At 57.6% G+C, this 3772-nt stretch carries 6 protein-coding genes; all 6 read left to right on the forward strand.

Features of this window, described 5'->3' with window-relative positions:
- Positions 1 to 372: 372 nt before the first annotated feature.
- Positions 373 to 843, forward strand: coding sequence for a GNAT family N-acetyltransferase (locus C8J40_RS20040; RefSeq protein ID WP_165911561.1), 471 nt, complete (start codon positions 373 to 375; stop codon positions 841 to 843).
- A gap of 153 nt (positions 844 to 996) precedes the next feature.
- A complete protein-coding gene (locus C8J40_RS20045) occupies positions 997 to 1227 on the forward strand; it encodes a hypothetical protein (protein ID WP_132898535.1) in 231 nt (76 codons plus the stop codon).
- 229 nt (positions 1228 to 1456) lie between these two features.
- Positions 1457 to 1924 (forward strand): hypothetical protein, encoded by a 468-nt coding sequence (locus C8J40_RS20050; RefSeq protein WP_132898536.1) that lies wholly within the window; start codon positions 1457 to 1459, stop codon positions 1922 to 1924.
- Positions 1925 to 2315: 391 nt separating this feature from the next.
- Positions 2316 to 2543 (forward strand): hypothetical protein, encoded by a 228-nt coding sequence (locus C8J40_RS20055; protein ID WP_132898537.1) that lies wholly within the window; start codon positions 2316 to 2318, stop codon positions 2541 to 2543.
- A 134-nt stretch (positions 2544 to 2677) separates the two neighbouring features.
- Complete coding sequence (locus C8J40_RS20060) at positions 2678 to 3097, forward strand: hypothetical protein (RefSeq protein ID WP_132898538.1); 420 nt, start codon at positions 2678 to 2680, stop codon at positions 3095 to 3097.
- 159 nt (positions 3098 to 3256) lie between these two features.
- The gene (locus tag C8J40_RS20065; protein ID WP_132898539.1) at positions 3257 to 3667 is read left to right on the forward strand and encodes an NUDIX domain-containing protein; all 411 of its coding nucleotides are present in this window, start codon (positions 3257 to 3259) and stop codon (positions 3665 to 3667) included.
- The last annotated feature ends 105 nt before the right edge of the window (positions 3668 to 3772 follow it).

A 3772-nucleotide genomic window follows, 5' to 3' on the forward strand; every position in this document is an offset into this window, starting at 1 on the left:
CGCCCACAATCGGACGTTGGGGATGGCGATCCGGGCTCCCGACAACGGCCATTCGTTAAGCGCGATCTTTCCAGTTTCCCCGGCTCCAACGGCCCATTTCGGGAAAGGGAGGGCCCGGACGGCTCTCTGTGCGATCGCTCGGGGGACTGTCCCGCTGCGAGTTCCCGATCGGGAACAGTGTCGCTTGTGTCACGCCATACAACTGTTACGATCGCGGCATGGCATCGACCTCGCTCCCTTTCCGCAAACCGCTCGCTTCGGCGGGTGTGGTTTGTCGCGCACGGTAGACGCCGTTCGTTGTTTGAACACCCCGCCTGCAGGGCGGGGCATAAATTGACGCTCACGCCCTTCGTACCAATGAAGGAGGCAACAGTGAGCGAAAACGATCCTCTCCCATCAATCTTGATTCGCGAGATGCGCGAGGCTGACACTATCCAAGTGCATCGGATTCATACCGATTGCCTGACGATTTCTCTGAAGAATCACTACTCGACCGCCGAGCTTGAAGCGTGGATGTACGGGCGCTCGCCAGAAGGGTATTGGCGCTTCGCGAACTCTGGCGAGACGTTCAGGGTTGCCGAGCGGGCTGGCGAAATCGTTGGTTTCGCTAACTGGCAGGGTGAGGAACTCCGCTCCCTTTTCGTGAGCCCTGTGTATCAGCAGGCAGGTATCGGATCGGCACTATTCACATCTTGCGATCAGGAAAATCATATTGCGTTCGTCAAGGCGACTCTCAGCGCTGTCACGTTCTATAGCCGCTTCTCCTTTGTCGAGGCAGGACGCGGTTTCGATATGAAGAAGGGCATTCGGCTCCCCCATGTCGCCATGTGCCGGGACGGTTGATGACGGAGGGGAGCGGCTTGCTTCCCTTTTCGTGGCCAAATGCCAATTCCCAGTTCTCGATCCGTTTCGATAACTGCGGCCTACCCGTGTGTTGCTCGTTTTTCAAAAACGGAAATATGCTATGGTCGCGATACGCAATTAGGGGCGGGCTTCATGCAGCGTGAGGAAATGAACGAACTCCGAACTTTGGTATCACGGGTAAGTCAAACAAACCTCACCGACACCCAAGAGGAGGTGTTGTTTGCCCGCATCAACGATTTGTCACCCGATCCGGAATGGTCGAACTACATATTCCACTCCGACGAATTTGTTGATTCGAATGGGGTGCTCGATCTTGACCGGCTCATCGCTCGATTAGCAGCTTACCAGCCAATCACTCTGTAGCATTGAGCGAGGTAGAGCGTTTCCCATTTCGTCATCCTTTTTGAGAAAGGCCGCAGGGACAGCCGATGTCCGCCAACGCCGTTTGCCTTTCCAAGAGCTGCTTGCGAACCTGATGCTCCCGATAACCGGATCGTTTTAAAGCGGCGTGGACGTGAAGGATTTTCCCCGATGGCCGGCCGGCTATCACGAAGTCGATGTTGCTTGATTCCCGCAATCGAAGAGGATCGTGATGCGCGTAACACTGACAACTCTGCTCGACACGCCAGCCGAGCGCGCCTGGATAGAGGTGCAGACTGCGCGGCTTCTGGAGCATGTCGCCGCGCCGCTGCTGGTCTTCACACCGATCGACCCGCAGGCTTTGCCGGCGGAGTGGGTCGCTGGGCGCTATCATGTCGGTGTGCGCCTGTTCGGGTGGCTGCCGCTCGGCACGCAGTGGATCGTCACCACGAAGGCGTCGCAGGGGCCAGACTGCTACCAGATCCGCGATAACGGCCGAGGCACCCTCGCCAGGCGCTGGGACCATCTGATCACGATCGAACCGCTCGCCCCCGCGCGTTGCCGCTATCGAGACGACATAGAGGTGCAGGCTGGTCTGCTCACCCCGTTCGTCTGGGCATTTGCGCGCTTCTTCTACGCGCACCGCCAGCGTCGCTGGCGCCGGCTGGTTGCGCGCGGTTTCGATTACACCCGATATTGAGGCGCAGAGCGACCTACCGACTTGATGAACAAACGTCCGCTTTCGCTGGCTGCCCCGCAAGACCGCCAGTCGGCTTTCCTTCCCAACCCAGACATTCCCGAAGTTCGATCGGTCGCGAGAACTTCCTCCCCATCGAAAATAGCAATGGCCGGTAGCGCTTGGTTGCGTAAGAGAAGGCGGGGCAGGATATGAGAGCGATGATCGACCTCGTAAACGCCCAGGGGGCAGGGCTATCCCCCGACCGCTTAGTAAACGCCACGGGGCTATCCGACAAATCTTTGCGATCTTACCCCATCGGCATGATCCTACCGGTGCCGGGCATCGGGCGTCTGATCCTTTTCGATGCGCATCCGTCGAGGGATGTCCTTCACCAAGAGATCTGGGGCGGGAGGTGTTCCTGTTCGACGACGGTAACCGACTGGTGTGGCAGATCGCGCCTGAACCGGGCACCACGGACGACATGCACCGAAATTTCGATACGGCCCGCCCCGCGACCGAAAGCTTCTCCGGCATTAGTAATATCGACGGGAGGTTTTATGCGAGCCGGATCGGCGGTGACACTTTCGTGATTGATATGACGACCGGCGCTGCCTCGTATGGCGGCTGGGCACGAACCTAGCCCGTTCGAGCCAGCCAGATCGTGCAAACGTCGATCGCCGCGCTGGCTTTCCCATATCCTGATCGTTTGCGAGACAGTCGGTGTGCTCATGATGCAATAATCAAGATTTTTGCATATCTCAGAGGATCAGTAGCGTGCGCGTGATATTTAACGACTCAATCGACCTCGGCTTCGCAGTCGCCGCTTTGATAAATGACACAGTCGATAGGAGCGAAATTGCCGATTGGGCTGCACGCGTAATTGACGAAGTGGAAGATCCACCAACCTATATTTACGTGATGCTGGACATGGAGCGCTACCACGGACGTGGTCTTCATGACGAGATTGGATTTACACCAACCACCGGATTAGATTCTGAAGACGAATTTCAGTACCTCCGTGAGATCGCAGTGCGTCGCGGCAAAGAAGACTCTGACTATCTCGGGGGTAAGAGTCCTGTCAGCCTGGGTGCGGTCCGCAAGGCTTATATAGACAATCTACTCAAAATGAATTTCGGATTCGATGTTCAATCATTGCCGCCATTGTACCTAGGGGATGCTTCGCGCACCCCATAGCTTTCGAGAAGCAGGCTCATGTAGCCTAACTTGGTGTTCATGGGACCGGCAGCAGCTTACCACCTCGACAGCATACGAGGTCCGTCGCCAGCGATTCCCGAAAGTCGATCCTACCAGGAAGCTGGTTGAGCGATAGATCACGGCTGCTAGCATGGCGGCATGAGCAACAAGTCCTCTCGCACGATCTGGATCGCAGCCGCGCTGATCGACGATGGTGCGGGCCGTTTGCTGCTCGTTCGCAAGGCAGGAACAGAGTGGTTCATGCAGGCAGGCGGAAAGATCGAGGACGGCGAAACCCCCGTCAGCGCGCTTCGCCGCGAGCTGGACGAGGAGATTGGGCTGACGCTGGTTGACGGCGATGCACGCCATCTTGGCTGCTACTCCTCGCCGGCTGCGAACGAACCCGATCATACCGTCGAAGCCGAAATCTTTCATGTTCGGATGCGGTACACCCCTGCCACGCGATCGGAGATCGAAGAAGCTGTCTGGGTCGATCACGTTACGGCAGCCGGAATGCCTTTGGCGCCCTTGACCCGCGATTACATTCTGCCGCTGTCTCGCACGCTCTGATCCGGCTTTCCCGATCCACCATCCTTTTTGGGAAAGGGCAGCTGCGTCAGGATGTCCGCTAACGCCGTTGGACTTCCCAATAGCGGACGGTCCGCTTTCCTTCCC

Origin of the sequence: Sphingomonas sp. PP-CC-3A-396 (assembly GCF_004343105.1) — a bacterium.
Classification (GTDB): domain Bacteria; phylum Pseudomonadota; class Alphaproteobacteria; order Sphingomonadales; family Sphingomonadaceae; genus Sphingomonas.

Excerpts from the sequence above, each read along its gene's own strand:
- C8J40_RS20045 (WP_132898535.1), top strand. The coding sequence starts at position 997 with ATGCAGCGTGAGGAAATGAACGAACTCCGAACTTTGGTATCACGGGTA.
- C8J40_RS20050 (WP_132898536.1), top strand. The coding sequence starts at position 1,457 with ATGCGCGTAACACTGACAACTCTGCTCGACACGCCAGCCGAGCGCGCC.
- C8J40_RS20065 (WP_132898539.1), top strand. The coding sequence starts at position 3,257 with ATGAGCAACAAGTCCTCTCGCACGATCTGGATCGCAGCCGCGCTGATC.